This is a genomic window from Metabacillus halosaccharovorans (assembly GCF_002019635.1).
GTDB lineage: Bacteria > Bacillota > Bacilli > Bacillales > Bacillaceae > Metabacillus > Metabacillus halosaccharovorans.
The window spans coordinates 2,124,943-2,147,404 of record NZ_KV917371.1 but is presented as its reverse complement, the minus strand read 5'-3'; the positions used below and the strand labels follow the sequence as shown (position 1 = coordinate 2,147,404).

25 protein-coding genes are annotated in these 22,462 nt (G+C 35.1%); 2 read left to right on the top strand and 23 right to left on the bottom strand.

The window, feature by feature from the left end; genetic code table 11:
* Window positions 1-22: 22 nt before the first annotated feature.
* The 6 genes from BK577_RS10120 to BK577_RS10095 all read right to left on the bottom strand — a co-directional run bounded on the left by BK577_RS10120 (window position 23) and on the right by BK577_RS10095 (window position 5,317).
* Window positions 23-223 (bottom strand): DUF2768 domain-containing protein, encoded by a 201-nt coding sequence (locus tag BK577_RS10120; protein ID WP_078432770.1) that lies wholly within the window; start codon window positions 221-223, stop codon window positions 23-25.
* A 583-nt stretch (window positions 224-806) separates the two neighbouring features.
* Window positions 807-1,838 (bottom strand): NAD(P)H-dependent glycerol-3-phosphate dehydrogenase, encoded by a 1,032-nt coding sequence (locus BK577_RS10115; RefSeq protein ID WP_078432769.1) that lies wholly within the window; start codon window positions 1,836-1,838, stop codon window positions 807-809.
* A 113-nt stretch (window positions 1,839-1,951) separates the two neighbouring features.
* Window positions 1,952-3,262: a ribosome biogenesis GTPase Der gene (gene der / locus BK577_RS10110; RefSeq protein ID WP_078432768.1), complete on the bottom strand. Its 1,311-nt coding sequence runs from the start codon at window positions 3,260-3,262 to the stop codon at window positions 1,952-1,954.
* 363 nt (window positions 3,263-3,625) lie between these two features.
* Window positions 3,626-3,814 (bottom strand): capping complex subunit for YIEGIA, encoded by a 189-nt coding sequence (locus tag BK577_RS10105; RefSeq protein ID WP_026560226.1) that lies wholly within the window; start codon window positions 3,812-3,814, stop codon window positions 3,626-3,628.
* Window positions 3,811-4,707 carry a YIEGIA family protein gene (locus BK577_RS10100; protein WP_078432767.1) on the bottom strand — a complete coding sequence of 299 codons (897 nt, stop codon included), beginning with the start codon at window positions 4,705-4,707 and terminating at the stop codon, window positions 3,811-3,813. The genes BK577_RS10105 and BK577_RS10100 overlap by 4 nt, the downstream gene beginning before the upstream one ends.
* Window position 4,708: 1 nt before the next feature.
* Window positions 4,709-5,317, bottom strand: a complete 609-nt coding sequence (locus BK577_RS10095; protein ID WP_078432766.1) for a YphA family membrane protein — start codon at window positions 5,315-5,317, stop codon at window positions 4,709-4,711.
* A 131-nt stretch (window positions 5,318-5,448) separates the two neighbouring features.
* Between BK577_RS10095 and BK577_RS10090 the strand changes: the two genes are divergently transcribed.
* Window positions 5,449-5,580, top strand: a complete 132-nt coding sequence (locus tag BK577_RS10090) for a YpzI family protein (protein ID WP_078432765.1) — start codon at window positions 5,449-5,451, stop codon at window positions 5,578-5,580.
* 78 nt (window positions 5,581-5,658) lie between these two features.
* Here the strand turns inward: BK577_RS10090 and fni are convergent, their stop codons facing one another.
* The 9 genes from fni to prsW all read right to left on the bottom strand — a co-directional run bounded on the left by fni (window position 5,659) and on the right by prsW (window position 13,937).
* Window positions 5,659-6,717, bottom strand: a complete 1,059-nt coding sequence (fni, locus tag BK577_RS10085; RefSeq protein WP_139367337.1) for a type 2 isopentenyl-diphosphate Delta-isomerase — start codon at window positions 6,715-6,717, stop codon at window positions 5,659-5,661.
* Between the two features lie 6 nt (window positions 6,718-6,723).
* Window positions 6,724-7,872, bottom strand: coding sequence for a 30S ribosomal protein S1 (rpsA, locus tag BK577_RS10080; RefSeq protein ID WP_078432763.1), 1,149 nt, complete (start codon window positions 7,870-7,872; stop codon window positions 6,724-6,726).
* Between the two features lie 170 nt (window positions 7,873-8,042).
* Window positions 8,043-8,618, bottom strand: coding sequence for a lysophospholipid acyltransferase family protein (locus BK577_RS10075; protein ID WP_078432762.1), 576 nt, complete (start codon window positions 8,616-8,618; stop codon window positions 8,043-8,045).
* Window positions 8,619-8,622: 4 nt separating this feature from the next.
* Window positions 8,623-9,291 (bottom strand): (d)CMP kinase, encoded by a 669-nt coding sequence (gene cmk / locus BK577_RS10070; protein WP_245823460.1) that lies wholly within the window; start codon window positions 9,289-9,291, stop codon window positions 8,623-8,625.
* A 191-nt stretch (window positions 9,292-9,482) separates the two neighbouring features.
* Window positions 9,483-9,659, bottom strand: coding sequence for a YpfB family protein (locus BK577_RS25965; protein ID WP_169908183.1), 177 nt, complete (start codon window positions 9,657-9,659; stop codon window positions 9,483-9,485).
* A gap of 51 nt (window positions 9,660-9,710) precedes the next feature.
* A complete protein-coding gene (locus BK577_RS10065) occupies window positions 9,711-10,370 on the bottom strand; it encodes a flagellar brake protein (RefSeq protein WP_078432760.1) in 660 nt (219 codons plus the stop codon).
* A 165-nt stretch (window positions 10,371-10,535) separates the two neighbouring features.
* Entirely contained in the window at window positions 10,536-11,876 is a 1,341-nt protein-coding gene (gene ypeB / locus BK577_RS10060; RefSeq protein WP_078432759.1) for a germination protein YpeB, read from the bottom strand.
* A 15-nt stretch (window positions 11,877-11,891) separates the two neighbouring features.
* Window positions 11,892-13,130 carry a spore cortex-lytic enzyme gene (gene sleB / locus BK577_RS10055; RefSeq protein WP_245823459.1) on the bottom strand — a complete coding sequence of 413 codons (1,239 nt, stop codon included), beginning with the start codon at window positions 13,128-13,130 and terminating at the stop codon, window positions 11,892-11,894.
* A gap of 144 nt (window positions 13,131-13,274) precedes the next feature.
* Window positions 13,275-13,937: a glutamic-type intramembrane protease PrsW gene (gene prsW / locus BK577_RS10050; RefSeq protein ID WP_078432758.1), complete on the bottom strand. Its 663-nt coding sequence runs from the start codon at window positions 13,935-13,937 to the stop codon at window positions 13,275-13,277.
* 174 nt (window positions 13,938-14,111) lie between these two features.
* Between prsW and BK577_RS10045 the strand changes: the two genes are divergently transcribed.
* Entirely contained in the window at window positions 14,112-15,083 is a 972-nt protein-coding gene (locus BK577_RS10045; protein ID WP_078432757.1) for an asparaginase, read from the top strand.
* Window positions 15,084-15,195: 112 nt separating this feature from the next.
* Here BK577_RS10045 and BK577_RS10040 read toward each other — a convergent pair whose 3' ends face one another.
* From BK577_RS10040 to BK577_RS10005, 8 genes are all read right to left on the bottom strand, one after another.
* The gene (locus tag BK577_RS10040) at window positions 15,196-16,161 is read right to left on the bottom strand and encodes a YpdA family putative bacillithiol disulfide reductase (RefSeq protein WP_078432756.1); all 966 of its coding nucleotides are present in this window, start codon (window positions 16,159-16,161) and stop codon (window positions 15,196-15,198) included.
* A 191-nt stretch (window positions 16,162-16,352) separates the two neighbouring features.
* Window positions 16,353-17,624, bottom strand: a complete 1,272-nt coding sequence (locus tag BK577_RS10035; RefSeq protein ID WP_078432755.1) for a Glu/Leu/Phe/Val family dehydrogenase — start codon at window positions 17,622-17,624, stop codon at window positions 16,353-16,355.
* Window positions 17,625-17,899: 275 nt separating this feature from the next.
* The gene (locus BK577_RS10030; protein ID WP_078432754.1) at window positions 17,900-18,490 is read right to left on the bottom strand and encodes a genetic competence negative regulator; all 591 of its coding nucleotides are present in this window, start codon (window positions 18,488-18,490) and stop codon (window positions 17,900-17,902) included.
* Between the two features lie 64 nt (window positions 18,491-18,554).
* Window positions 18,555-19,523, bottom strand: coding sequence for a MerR family transcriptional regulator (locus BK577_RS10025; RefSeq protein WP_078432753.1), 969 nt, complete (start codon window positions 19,521-19,523; stop codon window positions 18,555-18,557).
* A gap of 127 nt (window positions 19,524-19,650) precedes the next feature.
* Window positions 19,651-20,445, bottom strand: coding sequence for a metallophosphoesterase (locus BK577_RS10020; protein WP_078432752.1), 795 nt, complete (start codon window positions 20,443-20,445; stop codon window positions 19,651-19,653).
* Window positions 20,446-20,631: 186 nt separating this feature from the next.
* Window positions 20,632-21,093 carry a YpbF family protein gene (locus tag BK577_RS10015; protein WP_078432751.1) on the bottom strand — a complete coding sequence of 154 codons (462 nt, stop codon included), beginning with the start codon at window positions 21,091-21,093 and terminating at the stop codon, window positions 20,632-20,634.
* An 88-nt stretch (window positions 21,094-21,181) separates the two neighbouring features.
* On the bottom strand, window positions 21,182-21,874 hold the full coding sequence (locus tag BK577_RS10010; protein WP_078432750.1) for a LysM peptidoglycan-binding domain-containing protein: 693 nt from the start codon (window positions 21,872-21,874) through the stop codon (window positions 21,182-21,184).
* Window positions 21,871-22,461, bottom strand: coding sequence for a CPBP family intramembrane glutamic endopeptidase (locus BK577_RS10005; RefSeq protein WP_078432749.1), 591 nt, complete (start codon window positions 22,459-22,461; stop codon window positions 21,871-21,873). Before BK577_RS10005 ends, BK577_RS10010 begins: the two co-directional genes overlap by 4 nt.
* Between the last annotated feature and the right edge of the window lies 1 nt (window position 22,462).

Sequence of the window (22,462 nt, the reverse complement as noted above, 5' to 3'; positions counted from 1 at the left end):
ATAACTTCCTTTTAACATATATTTATTCTGAAACAGGTCCTGTAAAAACGACAAAGATAATAATGATTCCTGCTAGAATCATAAAGATGTAGGCTAAAATTGTCACAATAGCTTTGATTACACCTTTCAGCTTAAAACGACTAAAATAAATAAGTATGATAGAGATAAACATGAATCCCATTGATGCAAACGAAATCCACATCTTCATTAATGCTGGACTCACCAAGATTCCTCCTTTGTGGCAACGCTTAAATCACGTCTTAGTTGAACTTAACATTTCAATTGAGCTACCACTTTTTTTAAGCACCATTATGTATTTTTAAAAATTCAGCTGACTCATCGTAGATTATATTACACTTCTAATTGCTTGTCCAAAATTCACTTTAATCATACCATTACATAACCTGACTAATTGGTAGTAATGGAAAAACTAAATTGCCACCATTTCCCTATGCCTTTTATACAGTGCCTACTGCAGCATTTCCTGACATTAAAAAATACTGAAGTAAAGAGGGGACGATCTTTACTTCAGCAAATGGTAAACCGACTAAATAGTACCCAACAATAAGAACAACTCTTATTTGACTACGATGCATTTTATGCGGAAGAGGAAGCTTTTGTATCCTCTAATGCCTATTGTCGCCATTAATCTTTGTTATTTCAGTTAATGAACTGGCTTTTAGGAATCTGAGGTATGAAAACCTACCAACCACTTTATGCAGGTAGAAAATACCTTATAGGATATTATGTTCTTTTGTTTTATTTCTTTGTATTTTATGCAATATCACTGGCGAATGTCACATCAATTACCGATTCTCCATAATATTTACAAGGTCTTCCATTTCATGAGTTTTAACACGTGCCATTAAAGCATCCACGGCTTCCTTAGGTGCCTTCCCATTAAATAGGACATCATACAAAGCTTCAGTTATCGGCATTTTCACATTATACTTTTTGGCTAATTGATATCCGGCTTTTGTCGTTCTAACACCTTCAACAACCATCCCCATATTTTGTAATACTTCATCTAAATTGTGGCCTTTACCCAACAAATTACCGGCACGCCAGTTTCTTGAATGAACACTTGTACAAGTGACAATTAAATCACCGATTCCAGTCAATCCTGAGAAAGTGAGAGGATTCCCCCCCATTATACTGCCTAAACGGGCAATTTCCGCTAGACCGCGTGTAATCAGTGCCGCTTTGGCATTATCCCCATATCCGAGTCCGTCTGTAATCCCTGCAGCCAATGCAATGATATTTTTAAGTGCTCCGCCGATTTCCACCCCAATTATATCGGGATTTGTGTATACTCTAAAATTTTGATTGATAAAGAGATCTTGTATGTATTCCGCTGCTTTCATATTCTTGGAGGACGAGGTTACTGTTGTGATATGCCTTTGGCTTACTTCTTCAGCATGACTCGGGCCCGAAAGTACCACAACATCTGTTAATAATTCCTCAGGCATTTCCAATTCAATAATTTCTGAAATTCTAAGTAAGGAATCCGGCTCGATCCCTTTACTAACATGAACAATAGTGACAGGTTTCTTTATGATTTGTCGCATATCTTTCAATACATCTCGAATCGCCTTCGTTGGAACTGCCAAAACAACTGTATTTACATCCATTAAACTTTCTTTGAAATGGGAAACCCCTTCAATATTTGACGGAAGTTCCACACCTGGTAAGTACTTTTCATTCTTTTTGGTAGCATTAATTTCCTCAATTAATTCAGGACGATGGCCCCAAAGTTTGACATGATGTCCATTATCAGCTAGTACAATAGCAAGTGCTGTTCCCCAGCTACCTGCACCTAATACCGTTATTTGCTCCATAATCTCACGCCCTTTATCTGTAAATAGGTGACTAGATGCAAACACAAATGTACATGTTGAAATGAATCGACATTTCTTCAACATGCACTTTTTAGTTTATCATAATAAATTAATTATTTTCTTTCTCTTGCAAAGATCTTTATCGGTGTACCATCAAACTCAAAGGCTGCTCTTATTCTATTTTCTAAAAATCGTTCATATGAAAAATGCATTAACTCAGGCTCATTTACAAACACCACAAAAGTTGGCGGTTTTACTGCCACTTGAGCTGTATAGAAAATCTTTAGTCGTTTCCCTTTATGTGTAGGTGTTGGATTCATCGCTACGGCGTCCATCACAACATCATTTAATACATTTGTTTGTACTCGTCTTGAGTGATTTTCACTAGCTAATATGATGTGTGGCATTAATGTATGAATTCTTTTTTTCGTTTTTGCTGATAAGAAGACAATTGGAGCGTAATCTAAAAACTTAAAATGATCACGAATATTGGCCTCAAATTCCTTCATTGTTTTTTCATCTTTTTCAACAGCATCCCACTTGTTTACAACGATAACAACCGCCTTGCCAGCTTCGTGTGCGTACCCGGCAATATGTTTATCCTGTTCAATGATTCCTTCTTCACCATTAATAACAACCAAAATAACATCTGATCGATCAATCGCTTTTAATGCACGCATAACACTATATTTCTCGGTCGTTTCATAAACTTTTCCTTTTTTTCTCATACCGGCTGTATCAATAATAACGAACTCTTGTCCTTCATATTTATAGACAGTATCAATTGCATCCCTGGTCGTTCCCGCAATATCGCTAACAATTACCCGGTCTTCTCCTAGAATAGCATTAACAAGTGAAGATTTCCCTACATTGGGCCGACCTATTAGAGAAAATTTAATTGTTGATTCATCATAATCTTCTGATCCAATATGTTTAAAATGCTTAGCCACTTCATCTAATAAGTCCCCTAATCCTAAACCATGGGAACCTGAAATAGGAAAAGGTTCTCCAAATCCAAGAGAATAAAAATCATAGATATTCGCACGCATTTCCGGATTATCAACTTTGTTAACAGCCAAAACTACCGGTTTATTTGATCGATATAAAATTTTTGCAACTTCTTCGTCTGCAGCAGTTACCCCTTCTCGCACATTTGTTAGAAACACGATCACATCCGCTTCTTCAATGGCGATTTCTGCTTGATGACGTATTTGTGCTAAGAAAGGTTCATCCCCAATATCAATTCCACCTGTATCAATGATATTAAATTGATAATTTAACCATTCGCCGGAACTATAGATTCTGTCTCTTGTAACACCAGGTATATCTTCAACGATTGAAACACGTTCACCGACAATTCGATTAAAAATCGTTGACTTACCTACATTTGGTCTTCCTACAATTGCTATTACTGGTTTTGCCATTCAATACACCTTCCCTGACTATTTAAACTCAATTTGCAAATAAGAGCGACATTATGGTGATGTTCCTATAAAAAGTTCTGAATTGATCTTACATTTAACATGAGATAATTCTTCATCTCAAACCAAATTCCATCCACCGAAACTCTATATATGTATTCATTAGCTTATTTTACGAATAATAAACAATCACTTCAATGCAAATTATTTCTCTTATTAAAAACCTGACTTGCTTTACCAAGTCATAATTGGATAACACTTTCATTTTCTTCATAACTTTGTCTGATTCTTATAAAAGAAACCCTTCTATATTAACAAGAAGGGCTTAACTTTTATATATTATCAAACATTTCCTAAATCCACAACTTAGTGCTTGACGATGACATACATATCATCACCAATACCGTGTGCGATACCATCAAGTATTGCTTCGAGATTTTTAGCATAAAAATTCATTTCTTCTGTTGTTTTGCATATAAAAATGGCTGTCCCACCTGCCGCCTTTGTTTTATCGGTTGTTATAATAGCCAATATATATTTTTCTAGTGCACTCAACTAAAATTCCCTCCTCGACGATTTGCTTTCGCTTCAGACGGCATTCTAATGGCATTTTCAAGAGTTGGTACATTTCCGATAACTCGAACAGCTTTATCAACATCACGGTCTTGTGGCAGTACAAACACTCCCAGACGACCATCACCAAGGTCACGCTTTGCTAGTGGAACTAAAGAAGGCTCACCAGAGTCCCGAACAACCCCCATTGCAGTCGACACATCATGTAAAATCGCTTGACGCTGTCCTAGATTCGCAATTGTTGTTCGAGAATTTTCATTTTTGGGTGTCAAGACGAAACCCATCCCATATTTTAAAACTGCTTCTTGTTTATCTGGTATCCCAATATTCATAATATAAATATTATCTACATATAATCCAGCACCTTCAAAATGCGGTTCTACAAATTCAATGTCAACCAGGTCTTTTATTCTGCTTCCTGACATTAACTTACGGCATATTAAAAAGCAGACAATTCCAACGATAATGGCTACATACACATTTACGACTAAATACGAAAAAGTCGTAAAAAGGGATGTAAAAATAACAAGGTAGTTTCTACTTTCGAACGCTATCGCGATTCCTTCAATATATGTATTTCCCCGTGGAACCAGCTCATATTCGTCTAACACAGTTAACGTATTTCTTTCCATATTCCTAACATCACGGAATTGTGACGCGGCAACAGTTAAAAATGTGATTGCTGTAAAATCTTCCTCCATAATAGAAGGTACGGCAACTGTTCCTAAGCCTGCAGCAATAAAGCCCAGTGCTACATGAATAATTTTCCCATGCAAGTATGTTGGATATTGCCTGTAATCAGTTCTTAACATATGTAACCTTGTAAGAACTCCAACAATTACACCAAATAAAACAGGTAATGTGTATTCATTCATTTTATCCTTGTTTCTCCTTTGTTGGTTTTTGCAATTTTACTATCGAGTTCTCAACCACCATTGTGAAATGTTGTATACCACTCCATAAAAAGATTATGAAACATCCTATTGATAACATATCTAAAAAAGATTCTGTCCCAAATGTTATTTCATTATGAAATTGCCCTAATACGATCCAATAAAGAACTTCCCCTTGACAGAGCGCAATAATATACAATGAATAACGCTGTAACGATGCACGCCCTAAATAAATGGCTAATATACTTATGAAAACGCCAATGATAAAGCGAATATCTAAGATAAACCATACTGGATCATATACCCTAAACAACATGATTCCTGCATACGCAAATGTAATTGTTAAGCTAGTTAAATAAAAAGAAATCAATTTAAATTTACCTTCGTTTACAGCCAGATAATATCCCAAAAATAAAGATAATAACAATGTCATATTGATAGAATAAGTTGAAAAAACTACATACCATTTACTTAACAATATAGAGACTAAAATACATATACTAACTTGCAGACGTTTCTTGCTCTTATCCATCATGAATGTTGTGAAAATCCAAGCCAACCACATAATCCAATAAAAAAAAATTCCTTCCATCTCACTCCTCCTACTATTCCCATTATGTCTATTTCTCATTAGCTTTAATCGAAAATTAGTAAAAAATAGCAAGCATAGAAGGACGAAAAACAACAAAAAATGAACTATAAATAGAAAAGGGGGAAAAATAAATGGGTAAAGACCGCCAGGAGAAAAAACTAAGAGAAAGTAAACGAGTTGAGTCAGATCGTGACCAATCATTAAATTATCCTGGAGCAACAACTTTAGAAGGACCAGAAGCAGCTCGAAAACGAAATAAATAATAATAAAAGACGAACTTTTGTATTAATGTAAGACAAAAAAGAGGAGAACCTTAATTAAAAAGGTCTCCTCTTTTTTGTTTATCTATTACTGTATGTTGTCGTTTGTATACCTCTTTCGGTTAACCAATGATGTGTTTGTCCATTAACAACCAGTGGTGCCTGTTTAAGCTCTTGTATAGTCTTTACTCCCAAAGCTGTCATAATGATCTTTAGATCTTCTAATATATCTCTTATTTCTTGAACTAAGTCATCATAGCTTCCTTCAATAAAGATTTTTAATAAATAACCTGCCATTCCAACCATTGATGATCCTAACGCAATAGCTTTTGCGACATCAAGAGCATTTTGAATACCTCCCGAACCGATAATGGAGATATCCAGATTTTCACTATGTATTTCAGCGATTGAAGCAGCTGTTGAAATTCCCCATGCATTAAAAAATGAAAGAACCCGTTGTCTACGAAGGTTTTCTATTTTGGAAAAATTCGTCCCTCCATAACCTCCAACATCAATGGCAGTAATGCCAACTTCCTTCAATTTAAAAGCAATTTCACGATTTATCCCAAAACCAACTTCTTTAACAATAACCGGCACAGAAATGTGTTTGGTAATATTTTCAATTCTTTTTAATGCATTTGTAAAATCACGATCTCCCTCGGGCATGACAAGCTCTTGAACAACATTTAAATGTATTTGTAAGGCATTTGCATCAAGCATGTCGATTGCGACTTTTGCTTGTTCTACAGTTGCTTCACTACCAAGATTCGCAAATATCACTCCGTTTGGATTAACTTTTCTCATAATTTCATAAGAAGGCCTCTCACTTTTGTCTTTTATCGCAGACATTTGTGAACCAACAGCTACTGCAATATTCGTTTCACCCGCAGCCTTAGACAGCGCTTCATTAATGATCCTTGTGTCTTCACCGCCACCGCCTGTCATCGCATTTATTAAAAGAGACGAACTTAGAAAAAGTTCGCCAACTTGGGTTGATAAATCAATATCGTTAACAGACAAATTTGGTAAGCTTTGATGAACAAAGGTTATATCTTCAAGTCCATTTGTAAGTTGTTGTCCTGTAGACATGGCATGTTGAATATGCTCAATTTTTCGCTCTGCTCTTTTACTCACCTTAATCACCGTTTATTTTAATTTTTTTAATTGATCTCCAATCATTTCTCCTAATTGGAAACCTGAAGATGCCTCTTCCTGGGCTTGATAATGACTAACATCTTCATCTGAAGCTTTTGTTGTCTCTTCAAGCTCTCGGATACTTAATGATATTCTTTGTTCAGATTCATTAATATCCAAAACTTTTACTTTTACTTGCTGATTTTCGTCTAATACTTCATGGGGAGTACCAATATGCTTGTTAGATATTTGTGAAATATGTACAAGCCCCTCAACACCTGGAAGTATTTCTACAAACGCTCCAAAGGAAACTAAACGTTTTACTACACCATCAACAACATCACCAACCTGAACTTTTTCTTTAATGTTGGCCCATGGTCCAGGTAATGTTTCTTTGATTGATAACGAAATTCTTTCATTATCACGGTCAACTGCAAGAATTTTCACAGAAACCTTCTGTCCTTCCTGCACAACATCAGATGGCTTATCAATATGTTGATGTGATAATTGTGAAATGTGCACTAATCCATCAATACCACCGATATCTACAAATGCACCAAAATCAGTTAAACGTTGAACGGTCCCTTCAATTGTAGATCCAACTTTTATAGAATCTAAAAGCTCAGATTTTTTTTCACTTTGCTCTTTTTCTATAACTGCTCGATGTGATAAAATTACTCGGTTTTTCTCTTTATCTAGTTCAACTACGATAAGAGAAAGAGTTTTTCCCATATACTCTGAGAAATCCTCTACGAAATGAGCTTCCACTAATGATGCTGGAATAAACCCTCTGACACCTAGGTCAACTACAAGACCGCCTTTTACAACATCTTTAACATCAGCATGAAAAACTTCTTTTGTTTCAAACTTTCTCACTAGTTCATCCCATGCTTTTTCTGCATCAACAGCTCTTTTTGATAGAACCAGTGCTTCTTCCTCAACTTTTAATACTTTTAATTCAAGTTCATCATTTTCGCTTATGACATCAGAAGCTTTTTCAACATGTAGGCTTGAAAGCTCACTGATTGGAATGATACCGGAATGCTTACAATTTTCAATTTCTACAATTACCTGTTTTTCCTCTACCTTTGTTACGATTCCTTTTACGACATCACCAACTTCAGGTGTTTCCACTTGAACACTGTTTAATTCTTCTACCATCTCAATTACCTCCTTGTCAAAACCTGCGCTACTTTTGATTAACTATATGTAAGATTTCATTTTATTAAAAAACAAAGAGTTTTTCTTCCCCTAAAATAAAATGAAAAATTCCTTCATTTTAAACTTCTAATAAATGCTACTTTTTGTCAAGCAAGAAGACTTCATTTCTTTTATTTTTGAAGCAGTTTATTTATTTCTTCCATAATAATACTTGTCATTTCTTCTGCGTTTATTTTTTTCTCTCGAAATTCTTCCATATTTATAGGTTTACCATAAACAACCCGAAGAGTGCGAAATGATTTATATGGTCCTATTATAGCACATGGAACAACAGCAGCAGTAGAACGAAGTGCAAAGAATCCGGCACCAGCTTGTCCTTTACCTAATTTACCATCTTTACTTCTAGTCCCTTCAGGAAACAAACCTAAAACATGACCCTCTTTTAATACTTTAAGACCCGCACGGATTGCTTCACGATCTCCCCCACCGCGTTTTACAGGGAATGTCCCAAAATTAGATAACAATTGCTTAAGGACTGGTACATTAAAGAGTTCCGCTTTTGCCATAAATAATACTTTTCTCGGCGCTGTTACCCCTACTACAGGAGGGTCAAAATTACTTATATGATTTGTACATAACAACACTCCGCCTTCTTTAGGGAAATGCTCCAATCCTTCCACTTTAATTCGGAATGTTGGTCTTAATAAACCTGCAACAACTGACCTTGCAAAAGGATATAATGACACGGTATCAAAGCCTTTCTTCTATATAATCTTCTATTTTTTTCACGACTTGTTGAATTGATAAAGCAGTAGTGTCAAGTTCAATTGCATCTTCTGCCTTTCTAAGAGGAGCAACCTCTCTTTCCGAATCAAGCTTATCCCGATTCGCAATTTCTTGTTTAAGTTTATCAAGATCAGAATCAAATCCTTTTTTTAGATTTTCATCATGTCGTCTTTTTGCTCTTTCTTCAACAGAAGCCCGTAAAAAGACTTTCAATTCAGCATCTGGTAATACATGCGTACCAATGTCTCTCCCATCCATTACCACTCCACCTTGTGAAGCTAGTTGGCGCTGACGTTTTAACATTTCTTCTCTAACTAATGGATGCATAGCAACATATGATACATGATTTGTTACTTCGTTTGTTCGAATCACTTCGGTAACATCTTCAGAATTAACCTTAACTATTTGTCCATCTTCTGAAGGGAAAAGCTCAATTTTAATTCTGGAGAGCACATCTGCTACTTTCTGTTCATTTTTACAGTCCACATTTTCCTGTAATGCTATATATGTTAGTGCACGATACATCGCACCAGTATCAATATATATATATGAGTAATCCTCTGCGATTATTTTTGCAACTGTACTTTTTCCTGCTGCAGCTGGTCCATCTATTGCTACCGAGATCTTTTTCAATGTCATAGTTCCTCCAAATAGGTTTTTAGTCTAGTAGTTTTCATGTCGCATCATCAGAACATATTTGGTTATCCATATTTAACTGTTCTATACGATTTCTGTTATTATCATGTTCGAGAGCTCGAGAGCTCCCTATCATACCCATAAAGAAAGACAAACAAATGAAGCAGGTCAAAGGGCACCTGCATCATTTATTGGCTAAATGTTTCTAGCCATTCAGTTATCGTAATTTTATTCACACCTTCATACTGAACAACACGGGAAAGATAAGGTTGAACATGCGAATTTTGAATTAAAAGTTGCGCACAAACAAGTGCTATGAATTGTATAACTATTAATTTAATTAATATGCGTTCAACACGTTCCATTACGATTCAACTCCGGTATTTTCTTACTAGTATGGTTAAAAATACCGAATATTATTCTTCGACAAGACCTTTTCTACGCAACTGAATTTGTTGATTAAAACAAAATTGAAGCAAAATTTGTCTTGTCTCTTCGTCAATATTTATAAATTCTATAGGAGCTTTCACATATAACTCATGTTCTGCTGGTATTACCCGAATAATTTTCCCCTTAACACTTATATATTCCATTTGATCTTTTTGAAAAGGCAGAGCAAACCATATTAATATCTCCTGATCTTTCTTAAGGTTCGTCGTACGAGGAAGAAGAAGAGCTGTCCCTCCCGCACTTATATCTGAAGTTACAGCTGTGAAAGCCTGAAATTCATTCCCAATCGGGTGTATTGCAACATCTAAGTTTGTGTCAATTCTAACAAACTGTCTTCTTTGTATACGAATAAGCTGATGATCACCTGGATATGTTAGTGAAATCATTGGAATATTTTCCTTCGTTCGACCTGTTACTTCTGTCTGAAATCGATAAACATTATCATTCGTTACAAAAGAGGCAACCAGCTCAGTTCCAATGATTAAAAAAGCCGTACGGCCAGTATCCAGGTTAATAGGATAATCAATAAAAAGCTTATTATCTTTTCTTTCAACTAGTTTACATTTTAATCTTTCTAATTTTTCACCTTTTGTTTCTAACGTAATGGCATCCCCAATTTTCAGCACATTATCACTCTCTCTAAGTACTCTCTTTCTTATTAAAGCATGGACAAATCCGTTGTGCAAGAGACAATTCATTATTAAACATATGTATAATATCGTTTTTTAAATAACACAAGATATAACAACTAAAAGAAGGATACCCATTTTTATAGGCATCCCCCTGCTTTCTTATATTTCTTGGAAAATCGGCTCTGGATTTTTCAACATTTCCACTTTTTCTTCTGTGTTATTGTCAGCATTAATAAATATCCGATACGTATCATTTTCAATTGTTCCTAAAAATTCATAACATAGTACTTCCTCACCAAATTCATTTACAATGATAGCTAACCGGTCTTCCTGAACATCCAGACTAGGATTAAGCTTTTTAGCAGCCTCGTCTTTTGAAATTTTTGCACTTGGAATTTCCCGTTGTTTATGAGCAGCTAGGTAGTCTCTAGCTGAAAAGCCAATTACTTCACCATTATCTAAAGCTACCTTCATTCGAATTGCATCTGGGTAGACTCTTACACCATCTAGAATGGATACAAATGTGAAAACACCAATATTATCATATTGTGCACTTTCAAATAGATCCAAATCTTCAAAGCCGTGTTTTTTTAGAAATTCAGTTGCATGATCGGTTGCTTGATTAAGGCTTATCTCTTTATTTTTAATTTCTCTATTTTGTACTAAGTAAATGGGATATCCGCCTTTTTTAGTGATATCCATGTTAATATCAACTTTTTGCTCCTTATCATCCATTGACACGCTATAAAAGCCAAAATCGGAACCTTCCCCATTTTCGGTTACTTTAATATCAGTTACCTCATTTTCAACAAACTTTTTAGCTACTTCTTTAGCTTCTTTCTTACTTATTTCCTTTCCCCCCAACTTTTCAAAGCCATTTTCGGTCTTCATTGATGTTTGAGTTGCACCAAAATCTGTCTCTGAGTAGCCCTTCACATTTTCTTCCACCGTTTTTAAACCATCGATAATTGTATTATCTGCTTGTTTTTGTCCTGATGCTAAAGCAAGTTCTACATCCATCCATCTTAAATTATTATCTAATACGAGGTTTTGAACACTACGTAACTCATTCTGAATATCAGCTGCTTTTGTATACATAGATTTTAACGTTTCATATTCTTTTTCTGTTAATGGATCTTTTTCAAGGTCACGAACAGCTGCACGATAACTAAAATCACTTATTCCTGCTAAAAATTCTTCAGTCTTGTTAAATGGCATTAATGCTAATGGAAGTTGTCCTACATCAGATTGTGCTTCTGAAGTTATTCGCCAAACATCCGCAAGTGCTGGAGATAGGGACTGCCTTGTATTCATCGCAAGTGTAGCACCTATTTTGTCATGTAACTGATCAACCCGATACGATAAATCATGAAATGCCCGTTGATAATTGTTTTCTGCCTGAATGAGAACTGCATTTTTCTCTTGATGTTCTTTATATCCCCAATATGCCGAACCGAGGACAGCTACTGATAAAATCCCAATTAAAATTCCACGTATCATAAGTTGTCACCCCTTCTATTTGCAAAAAATGTGTTTCCCAATACGTTTAATTTGTGGTCTACCCCATATCCAAGAACTTGTTGCTGTATTTGGATTAAAATAATAGGTTGCATTTTCCGTAGGGTCAAATCCATTTATTGCGTCGAGTACTGCTTTTTTAGCATTTTCATTTGGTGTTAGCCAAATTTGTCCATCAGCAACTGCAGTGAATGCAAGTGGTTCAAAAATTACTCCTGAAACAGTATTTGGGAATGTCGGGCTATTAACACGATTAAGAATAACCGCTGCAACCGCAACTTGACCAATATACGGCTCTCCCCTTGCTTCTCCGTAAACTGCGTTAGCCATTAACTGAATATCATTTTGAGAAAATCCACCTGGCATGTTAACAGCAGTAGAATCATTTTGTTGCTGATTAGTATCTTTATTCGGTTGTGAAGGTTGTTTGGCTTGTTCATTTTTATTATTCTGTTGTTGATTCTGTTGAGACTGTTGTTGTTGCTGCTCTTGTTGTTTTGCTTGTTGGTTCTGCTGCTGTTGCTGCTCTTGTTGTTGTTTTTGTTGGGCCTGCTGCTGTTGCTGCTCTTGTTGTTGTTTTTGTTGGGTCTGTTGCTGTTGCTGCTCTTGTTGTTGTTTTTGTTGGGCCTGCTGCTGTTGCTGCTCTTGTTGTTGTTTTTGTTGGGCCTGCTGCTGTTGCTGCTCTTGTTGTTGTTTTTGTTGGGCCTGTTGCTGTCTTTGCTGCTCTTGTTGTTTTGCCTGTTGGTTATTAGCTTGTGCTTTGTATTGCTTTTCCGATTCTATTTTTCTTTGCTCTGCAATTTGTCTAGCTCTCTTTATTTCCTGATCAGTTGGTGCTGATTGAATATCCAAAGGTACTCCTCCATAATGAGTAAACCTTCGTCCTTTATTAATTTGTTCATAAACAAAGTCACTATAAAATTTTGTGGATGTTGCTAACATATCCTTAGTTTTCTGTCCAACCAGTCCATCAACTTCCTCTAAACCAAACATATCTTGAAAGTTTTTTACCGCCCAATACGTACTCCATCCATAAACACCATCAATAGGTCCATGATAATATCCGTTATACTGTAATCTTGCTTGTAATTCGATTACATCACTGCCCGTTGCACCTCTTTGTATAATTTGTCCTGAAAAAGCATGTGCCGCTGGGGTATGGTGTAATATAAACTGGTATGTGATAGTAGTAAACGTCATGACGACAACCATCATCATTATGCGCATGTTTTTCATGTTGCTGCCTCCTCAAATAGATGTAGTTGCTTGAATGTATTTTTTGTAGTCTTTGGTATTTTATTCATCTAAAAACGAATAACCGATTTCAAGATAAAACCTGATATTATATATTTCTTAATAGAGCAAAAAAAATAAGCTGCTCTAGGGCAGCTTATTATCTATTATTTTTATTTTTGCCTTTTTTGCTTTATGAAGAGCGAACCACCAAAGAAATAACATAAATGGAACCATTATATATTTCCAGTTAAGATAACTTAACAAGATAGAATCATAAATTGAATGCAGTAAGATGGGAATAGAGCATGACAAAATGATCCATTTAAAACGGTTCTCTTTTGACGTAAACTTTCCTTTTCCTAAATAATATCCCATGATAACACCAAATAAAGCGTGACTCGAAACCGGCAATATGGCCCGACCAAATGCGTGTTCAACCCCATTTGCAAATAAATATAATATATTTTCTAGAGTTGCAAATCCCAATGAAACAGAAACTCCATAAACAATACCATCGTAGTGCTCATTAAAATGAATATGTTGATAAATAGTAAAAAATAAGATAAACCATTTAAAAAATTCCTCTAAAAACCCAACTGCTACGAATGTATATAAAAATTGGGATGAAAAGACAGCTTCAACATCCAATACATACTGGATAAACATAATGGGAAATACGAGCAGAGCCCCGAAAATAAACGAGCGCAGTACTAATGATATAGGCTCAGATTCATATTGATCTTTTAAATAAAAATAACTTAATAAAGCAAGACCTGGGGCAATGCCCGCAGAAATAATTGCAATCATTCACAGGCCTCTTTTCCAATAATAACTTTATTATCCATACTATTTAGTATTTAAACAAATTTAATAATATGATAGAATTCACTTTATTTATCGTATCATGATATCGTAAAATTGAAAATGTCAGAATGTCGTAAACACAAGATTTTTACTATTTTTTGAAGGAGTTTTACATCTATGAACAAAAACATACTACTTATTCATACAGGTGGTACTATTTCAATGGAAGAGGACCATGAAACCGGCGAAGTGAAGCCGGGAGAAACAAATCCTCTTATGGATCATCTTAAAGAATTACCAGACATCAATCTAATAACCACTGAATTATTTCATTTACCTTCACCCCATATAACACCAGAAAACATGCTGCATCTTAAAACATATATAGAAGAAGAAAGCAATACAAGGCATTTAGATGGAGTTGTAATTACGCATGGAACTGACACTCTTGAAGAGACTGCTTATTTTCTCGATGTCACCCTATCATTGACAATACCAGTTGTATTAACAGGTGCAATGAGATCCAGCAATGAATTGGGATCTGATGGACTTTATAATTTACTTTCAGCGATAAAAGTGGCTGTTGCAGATCATGCAAAGTCTATGGGCGTACTTGTCGTAATGAATGATGAAGTTCACACGGCAAAAAATGTGACGAAAACACATACCAGTAATATTGCTACATTTCAAAGTCCTCAATACGGACCAATTGGGATTGTAAATAAAGCAGGGGTATTCTTCCATCACAAACCCATTTTAACTAGGGCTTTACATGTATCAAAACTGAATAAAAATGTATTTTTAATAAAAGCTTTTGCTGGAATGGATAGTAGCCTTTTGAAAGGAATAGAGCAGTTAAATCCTGATGGTTTAGTAATCGAAGCTTTAGGACAAGGAAATCTGCCACCGATGATGTTACCCGGCCTTAAAAACCTCCTGGATAAGAACATACCAATTGTGGTTGTTTCCAGATGCTTTAATGGAATTGCACAAGATGTTTATGGCTATGAAGGTGGCGGTAGACAATTAAAAGACATGGGCTTAATTTTCAGCAATGGTTTAAACGGTCAAAAAGCTAGAATTAAATTAATGATTGCTCTTGAAACATCAACTGAGAGAGAGGAATTAGAAGCTATTTTTTCAACTTAAAAATGACCAGAACAAAAGCGCTGGAGCTGGATGTCGCGCACTTATCTACAGTTCAAGAATTTTATAATTTCCTAGACCATAAATAAAGAGAGAGCAATGTACTCTCTCTTTATTATTTATTACTACGTAAAGCATCATAAATTAATTCACCGTGAAAACGTCCATTTTCAATAAAAATCTCATTCGCGTTATTTCCTGCTGCAATTACACCTGCGATAAATATCCCCTTTATATTTGTTTCCATCGTTTCAGGGTTATATAAGGGTCTTCCTGTTTCTGTATCTATTGTCACTCCCATTTTTTTTAGGAAATTGTGATCGGGATGGTATCCAGTCATAGCAAAAACAAAATCATTTTTGATCGTTTTTGTTCCCTCAATCCCTTTATATACAACTGAATCTTCAAGTATTTCAAGGAGGTTTGCATGAAATTCCATCGTTATCGTACCGTTTCTCACAAGAGATTCGAATTCCGGCAAAATCCATGGTTTAATACTTGGTGAATACTCACTTCCACGGTATAAAACAGCTACTCTTGCTCCCGCTTTTACAAGCTCCAAAGCAGCGTCAACACTCGAATTCTTCCCACCAATGACGACTACATCTTTGTCAAAATAAGGGTGTGCCTCTTTAAAATAATGAAAAACCTTTGGCAAGTTTTCACCTGGAATATGTAAATAGTTTGGATGATCATAATAGCCAGTTGCTATGACAATTTGTTTTGCTTCATAAGTTTTTTTATTAGTTTTTACAACAAATTGTTGTTCGTCTTTTTTCTCGACCATCTCTACTTGTTCAAAAGCATTAACTCTTACTTCTTTCCTTTTAACAACTTCCCGGTAGTATGCTAATGCTTGATTTCTAACCGGCTTACGATTTTCAGTAATAAATGGAACTTCTCCAATTTCTAGTTTTTCACTAGAACTGAAGAAAGTTTGATGTGTTGGATAGTGATAGATCGCATTTACAATATTGCCTTTTTCAATAACTAATGGTTTTTTGCCAAGCTTTGAAAGAGCTATTGCTGCTGATAACCCACATGGCCCTCCACCTACAATAATCGTTTCCTCATTAATCAAGACAATTCCCTCCAGTACCCTATTATGTTAAACTCATGGCGCTGTGTAGTAGCTTATCTAAAAAAACAAAAAAGAGACAGACTGTTAGTAACATCAGGCTTTATTCAATTTTTGGAACAAATTAATGATCCAAAATTAAATAAAGTAGCTAGACATTCTAAAGTCTCGTCTCCACTTCTAAAAACCTAGTTTTAAATCCAGCCTCTAAATCTTGACGCTTCAGCCATTTTTCTTACTCCTACCATGTAGGCAGCTAAACGCATATCGACCCTGCGATTTTGACTTGTCTCGTAAATATTATTAAATGACTTAACCATCACGTGTTCAAGTTTTTCATCTACTTCTTCCTCAGACCAATAATACCCTTGATTATTTTGTACCCACTCAAAGTAAGAAACGGTTACACCGCCTGCACTTGCTAAGACATCTGGAACTAGCAATATTCCTCTGTCAGAAAGTATTTTTGTTGCTTCAAGAGTGGTTGGACCATTGGCTGCTTCTACAACAATACTTGCACGAATATTTGCTGCATTATCCTCTGTAATTTGATTTTCAATTGCTGCAGGTACTAAAATATCACAATCAAGCTCAAGTAGCTCTTTATTTGTAATCGTATCATTAAAAAGCTTTGTTACTGTTCCAAAGCTGTCACGACGATCTAGGAGATAATCAATATCCAATCCATCCGGGTCATGCAAACCACCATATGCATCTGAAATCCCAACGATTTTAGCTCCTGCATCATGCATGAATTTAGATAGATAGCTGCCAGCATTCCCAAAGCCTTGAACAACAACTCTTGCACCTTCAAGGTTAATTCCCTTTTTCTTTGCAGCTTCACGAATACATATCGTTACACCCTTGGCAGTAGCAGACTCACGACCATGTGATCCTCCTAAGACAAGTGGTTTACCTGTGATAAATCCAGGAGAATTAAATTCATCTATACGGCTGTATTCATCCATCATCCACGCCATAATCTGGGAGTTTGTAAAAACGTCAGGGGCAGGAATATCTTTTGTAGGACCAACAATTTGACTAATTGCTCGGACATAACCGCGACTTAAACGTTCTAATTCTCTAAATGACATGTCTCTTGGGTCACAAACAATACCGCCTTTACCTCCACCATACGGTAAGTCAACGATACCACATTTTAAACTCATCCAAATTGAGAGTGCTTTTACCTCTTTTTCTGTCACATTCGGATGAAATCTTATTCCACCTTTTGTCGGGCCAACTGCATCATTATGTTGAGCTCTGTAACCCGTAAAAATCTTCACAGATCCGTCATCCATACGAACCGGTATCTTCACTGTCATTAATCTAATTGGTTCTTTCAATAATTCATATACTTCTTCAGGATATCCAAGTTTGTCAAGAGCATTATGTATCACCGTTTGAGTTGATTTTAACACATCTAATTTATCATTTTGTGCATCGGTGTTTTTCTCGGCTACCATTAAAGTTAACCTCCTAAATCTAATCAGTAAATGAAAGAATGTCCACCTTTCATGACATAGTATACACTTTCAAGACACTTATGCAAAGCAGAAAAACGATAATTAATATAATTTCATCTCAAATATGAAAACGATACCATACCAGAAAGAAAATAAAACATTGATTTAATCGTAACAACAAAACTTTATGTTATATAATTAAAGGTGAATTTAACCAATGTGGTCTCATTGTTCTTCTTAGAGAGACCAGAGGTTAAACTCACCATTTCAATGATTTATTTATCCAAAAAGTAATGATATATTTCCTTCATTGCGTTTTCCTCTACAATAATTTTACCATATTCTTTTAATCTATGGACTGTTAAAGTTGAGGGACTTCCATATTCAGCTAAGATCGAAACAAGATCATCAATATCAACTGGCTGTTCATCATTTAACAATAAGTAATAACGTTCTTGAAAGTAAATAACCATACCGTCATGAATGTTTTGACGATTTGTGTAACGTGAAAGTTGAATTAACGCTTCGAATGTTTCAAATTCGAAAATAATATCAAAACTTTCATCCACTTTTACCTGCATCTCAATATATTCATCCGAAAAATCATTGTCAAGCTCCTCGGTTTCAAGGGCTTTTGTGACGATGACGACCATCCCTTGAGCATGAAGCGAATATACTTCAACTGCAATAGGTCCATTCACCTCAAAACCCAGTTCAACACTGGCTTCATTCATCATGTCCCTGAATAATTGATGAACTTTCAATGAATCCTTCCACAGATCATCTTTAGTTAATCCTCTGTCTCGTAAGTCATCTGTTGTTAAAAAGATTTTTATTTTATCATAGTTCAGTCGCTCTAGCCGCATCCCATACCCTCCTGCCGTGAGACCGCTCTATATAGATCATAGTATGATTTTTAGATGAGATGGTTCAAAAATTTTTCTGACCGTGTAGATGACGATGTGTCTTTTCTTTGTCATTTATTTCTAGTCTCTCTTTTAACCACCTTTCCCATTGTGGTTTGTCATCACCTACTAAATACCTGATATATGGTTCAAGGATAGGGGCTGTTACTTTACTAAAAGCCTTGCCTCCAATTCCTATTTTTAATTGGTGAAACTCTTCTGAAAGATGATCAATAAGGTCCAATGTTTTCTTCACATTTTTAACCAAAGTACAAGATAAAAATAAGAAATCCGGTTTCACTTCTTTTAAGACGATATCGATATCTCCCTCTGCAATACTGCCGCCAAGGTATATGACTTCAAAGCCTTTCCTTCTTAAAAATAATGTGAAAATTAACAAACCTAATTCATGTGATTCATCAGGTCCACAAACAGCAATTACTTTCGGCAGGAAACCAGCTATTGGTAATGTGTGTAAGATCATTCCTATACGAGATCGTAAGAAAGAAGAAGCAAAATGTTCATGGGCAGACGTAATTTTCCCTGTCTCCCATTTGTCACCAATCTTCACCAATAGTGTCCCTAATATGTCAATAACAACCTTATCCACTGAATAGAGACTAAATGCTTCATTTAAAAGGTCATGTGCCTTATTTTCATCAAATTGAAGAAGCGCTTGGAGAAGCTCGTCCATTAAGTTCAATGATCGATCTATCGGTTCTTCTCCGTCAACTATTCCAACATTATCGTCTAATAGAACTTGGTTTGTTTCAAGTAAATTTACAGCTTGACTTATAGAGAAACCATTATTTACTTTACTAATCAACCATTTAAGTATTTTTATATGCTCATCAGTATATAAACGATGTCCGGATTCATTTCTGACTGGCGCAATCATGTTATATCTTCTTTCCCAGGCTCTTAATGTTCCAGCTTGAATGCCAAGCATCTTTGAAACTGCCTTTATATTGTATTTTCCTTCATGATTTGACACAATTAATCCCCCATAAAAAATCTATAAACAAAATTATATCGAATGTTTTATTTTGTGTAAACTTTGTATAACAATTGAACAACCATGCTTAAGAAAGCATGGTTGTTGTCCACATATATGATAAAAGCTATTTATGATCTTTTCTCGTCAAATACAAATAATGAGCCTCTGCTGGAGCTCCTAATCTTAGTGGTAATGCTGTTGTTCCATATCCATTACTAACTAAAAGGGTTGTATTCCTTAATTTATGTAATCTTCCTTTTTTATATAAACCAAAACCAAGAAAGCGGATTTGTCCACCATGAGTATGCCCACTTAGCACTAAGGAAATACGATCGATTTGACTAATTTTGTGATAAATATCAGGATTATGACTTAATAATATTCGAAAGTCCGTTTCTGTCTTCTTAGGATCATTCAATGCTAAATCTAATCGATCTCTCTCACCGCTCATATCTTCTACACCTAATACTACTATTCTCCCGTTTGATGACGATGAAAGCTCTTTGTATGTATTTTTTAAAATACATACATTATTGTTTTCTAAGAGCGTTTCTAGTTTTTTTTGGTTTACTTCATAATCATTGTTTCCGTACACAAAATAAACAGGAGCCAACTTTTTTAGTTCTCGTATATTTTGTTCCACCCTGGAAAACGGAACACCTGATTCAGTTAAATCTCCACCGATCATTACAACATCAACTTGACTTGGAATTTTTTTCAATAATTCATCTGAAACCGTTCTCCTATGTATATCAGATATAAAGAAAATTTTCAAAGAATCCAAATGTGCCGGGAATGTATCAAATTTAATATGATGAATCGTTACACGATTTTCTTTTGCTTTCAAATACATGACGATTATCATCAGAATAGCAAAGCTCATTACGATAACTAACATGACCAGCATAATTTCCAACATAATTCTCTCCTTCTTGAACATGCAATATACCTATTATATATTAGAAAAACACGACTTACCGCCAAGAATGGAGGAAGTCGATGTCTTTTTTTATACTAATATCCATTATTATAGTTAAACAATCTTAAAGTACAAAAAAAAAACCTTCGTTTCTGAAATTCGAAAGAAGGGAGAAATATCGGTTTATTACTTGCTTTCATGAAATAAATTTATATCAAACTCTTTTTTCATCATGGTAAAAACTTCATGTCTATTTTGCCACTGTGCGGGCTGTGGCCAAAGTTCTGTGCTTTTTCTAATCACTTCACATCTTAAATTATGATACTCAGTTTCTGCTTTGTCTTCTTTTTTCTTAAAATATTGTGCTGTTGCATAACCTGCTACAATAAGCAGGATAAAAAAGATATGCATCTCATTATCGAATATCATATGAAGAACCACATCCATTTGTCCACCGGTTGGTTTTATAATAAATGCATAAAGATACACGATGAACCCCATTATTAAGATGAACGTGAAAAATTGAGTTCTAAAACATTTCATTTTATATTTTTCAAATTTGCGTTTACGGTCAACCAAATGATCGAGCATCTGTTTTGTCGGCTCATCAGTATGATTCCTTAGAAATTGAATACTTGGTTCGATCATGCTCACTTCCCCTCATACAACGAAATATTATGTATTACATTGTATGAGGTCGTCCATACAGTTATGAGCTATATCATTAGGTACTTTTCTATTTAATAGGAATTTTTAATAGTTGACCTTCGTATATCTCGTTTCCGGAAAATTGATTATACTGTCTAATTATTTCTTCTCCGGAGCGGTTATTATAATACTTTATAGCTATGCTGAACAGTGTTTCGCCAGCTGCCACTTTATGCGTTTTAATCTCACTATATTGCTTCTCACTATCCTTTTCATTACCCTCTGATTGAGTCACTTCATTGGTAGTGGTACTCGTTGAATTGACAGTTTCTGACTCGTTTTGTTTTTCTTTTGTTTCGATAGTAGGAGCAGATTCGTCAGCAACCTCATTTTCATCACTTGTGTTAGAGTTTCCCTTAGTTTCTGACTCAATAACCTCATTTTCGTTCTGTGATTGTTCTGTTTCAATTGATTGGTTATCAGACTCTTTAATTTTAGGAATATATACTCTATCTTCACCTATATTCAATTTATCAGTCGAGCTTTCATCTTCTTGTGAGCCATAGTAAAGGTTTAAAGACAAAATAAGTATTGGAAGCAGGATAAAAAATAAGGCCAAAATGCTAATAATAGGATATTTCAATTTTGGTTTGGTTTTTTTGTCTTTACCTTTATGAATCTCACTTCGTGGCGGATATTTCCCGTTTTCTTGTTTGTATTCGTCGATCATCCTTGTTCTTAAACCTTCAGCTTGATCTGATCGTTTTTCAAGATCATTCATATGTTTTCACCTCTCACATATTGCACCCTTATTTGAATGGCAAAGATTAAATCAATCAAAAAATGAGCTAGAATGGTTGTATAGAGGTTCTCCGTTATTTCATAAACAACTCCTAATAAGAAACTAATTGATATAACCATAATAAATAAGAGCCACTTGGAAAGATATCGAAAATGCAAAACAGCGAAAATGAGGCTGGCAATCCATAGTCCAAAATGAGTTTGAATGACACCTCTAAACAAAATTTCTTCTGAGACTGCAATTAAAGCAGTTAAGAAAATAATATGTGGAACAGACCTTTTTTGAAAGATTTTTTCATTTATACCCCCATCATCAACAAGGTTCTTTGGTGCCAGTTTAAAGATGATAAAATCTACGATAATAACGAATAAAGCAGTACCCATTCCATAATAGATAAATTGCAGATCTCGTTTATGAAATAGTTGAAAGAATTCATATACATCATGAAATAGGAATATTCCCAAGACAAAAGAAAAACAAATCAGTAATAATTGCGTAAAATACAAATTTTGAACAATTTGCTTATCTGTTAATTGTTTTATTAGCTCATTCTGGTTTTTAAACAAA

Coding starts and splice junctions, on each gene's coding strand:
- BK577_RS25965 (WP_169908183.1), bottom strand. CDS start 9,659: ATGGAACGTGTTGAACGCATATTAATTAAATTAATAGTTATACAATTC.
- rpsA (WP_078432763.1), bottom strand. CDS start 7,872: ATGGTAGAAGAATTAAACAGTGTTCAAGTGGAAACACCTGAAGTTGGT.
- ypeB (WP_078432759.1), bottom strand. CDS start 11,876: ATGATACGTGGAATTTTAATTGGGATTTTATCAGTAGCTGTCCTCGGT.
- BK577_RS10100 (WP_078432767.1), bottom strand. CDS start 4,707: ATGAATGAATACACATTACCTGTTTTATTTGGTGTAATTGTTGGAGTT.
- BK577_RS10020 (WP_078432752.1), bottom strand. CDS start 20,445: ATGTTGGAAATTATGCTGGTCATGTTAGTTATCGTAATGAGCTTTGCT.
- BK577_RS10115 (WP_078432769.1), bottom strand. CDS start 1,838: ATGGAGCAAATAACGGTATTAGGTGCAGGTAGCTGGGGAACAGCACTT.
- BK577_RS10030 (WP_078432754.1), bottom strand. CDS start 18,490: ATGCGGCTAGAGCGACTGAACTATGATAAAATAAAAATCTTTTTAACA.
- BK577_RS10015 (WP_078432751.1), bottom strand. CDS start 21,093: ATGATCGAACCAAGTATTCAATTTCTAAGGAATCATACTGATGAGCCG.
- der (WP_078432768.1), bottom strand. CDS start 3,262: ATGGCAAAACCAGTAATAGCAATTGTAGGAAGACCAAATGTAGGTAAG.
- prsW (WP_078432758.1), bottom strand. CDS start 13,937: ATGATTGCAATTATTTCTGCGGGCATTGCCCCAGGTCTTGCTTTATTA.
- BK577_RS10045 (WP_078432757.1), top strand. CDS start 14,112: ATGAACAAAAACATACTACTTATTCATACAGGTGGTACTATTTCAATG.
- BK577_RS10035 (WP_078432755.1), bottom strand. CDS start 17,624: ATGGTAGCCGAGAAAAACACCGATGCACAAAATGATAAATTAGATGTG.
- BK577_RS10010 (WP_078432750.1), bottom strand. CDS start 21,874: ATGAATGATCTTGAAAAACGATCAGATCAAGCTGAAGGTTTAAGAACA.
- BK577_RS10095 (WP_078432766.1), bottom strand. CDS start 5,317: ATGGAAGGAATTTTTTTTTATTGGATTATGTGGTTGGCTTGGATTTTC.
- BK577_RS10090 (WP_078432765.1), top strand. CDS start 5,449: ATGGGTAAAGACCGCCAGGAGAAAAAACTAAGAGAAAGTAAACGAGTT.
- sleB (WP_245823459.1), bottom strand. CDS start 13,130: ATGAAAAACATGCGCATAATGATGATGGTTGTCGTCATGACGTTTACT.